Raw genomic sequence first — 1,228 nt, forward strand, 5'->3', positions numbered from 1 at the left:
AGACGTCATCTCATTTGGTTCTGTAGGCTGCCGGTCGTGGTCTCGATCGTTGAGCGGCTGGTGCCGGATGAGTTGTGGGAACTGTTCCAGCGGGTGGTCCCGGAGGCGCCGTCGCGACCTCAGGGCGGTGGCCGGCGTCGCCACGGTGACCGGGAGGTGCTGGCTGCGATCGTGTTCGTGGCCACGTCGGGCTGTACATGGCAGCAGTTGCCGTCCGCGTCGTTCGGCCCGTCGGGGGCGACCGCTCACCGGCGCTTCGCCGAGTGGACGAAGGCCAGGGTGTGGGCCAAGCTCCACCGCGTCGTCCTCGACGAACTCGGCGCCCGCGGCGAGCTGGACTGGTCCCGCTGCGCGATCGACTCGGTGAACATGCGGGCCCTGAAAAGGGGGAGCTGACAGGTCCGAATCCTGTAGACCGGGGCAAGTACGGCTCGAAGATCCACTTGATTACCGAGCGGACCGGTCTGCCCCTGTCCGCCGGAATCTCCGGAGCGAATCTGCACGACAGTCAGGCCCTGGTCCCCCTCGTGAAGGGCATCCCACCCATCCGGTCCCGCCGCGGCCCCCGGCGTCGCAAGCCCGGCAAGCTCCACGCCGACAAGGGCTACGACTACGCCCACCTGCGGCGATGGTTAAGCAGTCGAGGTATCCAACACCGCATCGCTCGCAGGGGAGTTGAGACCTCACAGCGTCTGGGACGCCACCGTTGGACCATCGAACGCACCATGTCCTGGCTGGCCGGCTGCCGTCGCCTCCACCGTCGCTACGAGCGCAAGGCCGAGCACTTCCTCGCCTTCACAAGCATCGCCTGCACCCTCATCTGCTACCGGCGGCTCGCCCGCTGATGTGGGCTTGCAGAAGCTTCACCGCCAGGTCGTGGCCGTAGTGATTGGCCATATCCATGGGAGTGCGACCGTCGGGATCAGCAAGCTGCGGGTCAGCCCCGAAGGCAAGCAGCACAGCGGTGATATGCACAGTCAACGCCTGCCCGCTCTGCAGGGAGCCGTCGCCCTCGACGTCGATCGCGTGCGTCAGCAGCGTCATGTTGCTGAAGACCTCATCGGGATCGGCACCGTCGCCCAGCAATCGGGCCAGAGTCTCCGCATCCTCGTGCTCAACCGCGTGATGGGCGGGTGTCCAGTAGTCACTCACCGACGCATTCAACCGCCACCACAGCACGTCTGCCAGCCACTATCCACGCCACCAGTCACCAATTGAGATGACTTCT

Annotated in this window: 2 protein-coding genes; one reads left to right on the plus strand and one right to left on the minus strand. The window is 65.8% G+C overall.

The annotated features are described in order from the left end of the window. The first annotated feature begins 45 nt into the window (after positions 1-45). A protein-coding gene (locus tag ACN6LB_RS45815; protein WP_445031100.1) for an IS5 family transposase occupies positions 46-845 on the plus strand; the annotation gives its coding sequence in 2 pieces (ribosomal slippage) (positions 46-385 and positions 385-845; 801 coding nt in all). On the opposite strand, the gene ACN6LB_RS45820 is transcribed toward ACN6LB_RS45815, so the two are convergent. Further along, the gene (locus ACN6LB_RS45820; protein WP_445031099.1) at positions 817-1,152 is read right to left on the minus strand and encodes an ankyrin repeat domain-containing protein; all 336 of its coding nucleotides are present in this window, start codon (positions 1,150-1,152) and stop codon (positions 817-819) included. The genes ACN6LB_RS45815 and ACN6LB_RS45820 overlap by 29 nt on opposite strands. Between the last annotated feature and the right edge of the window lie 76 nt (positions 1,153-1,228).

The sequence above is a fragment of the Streptomyces sp. SAS_270 genome (assembly GCF_052543295.1).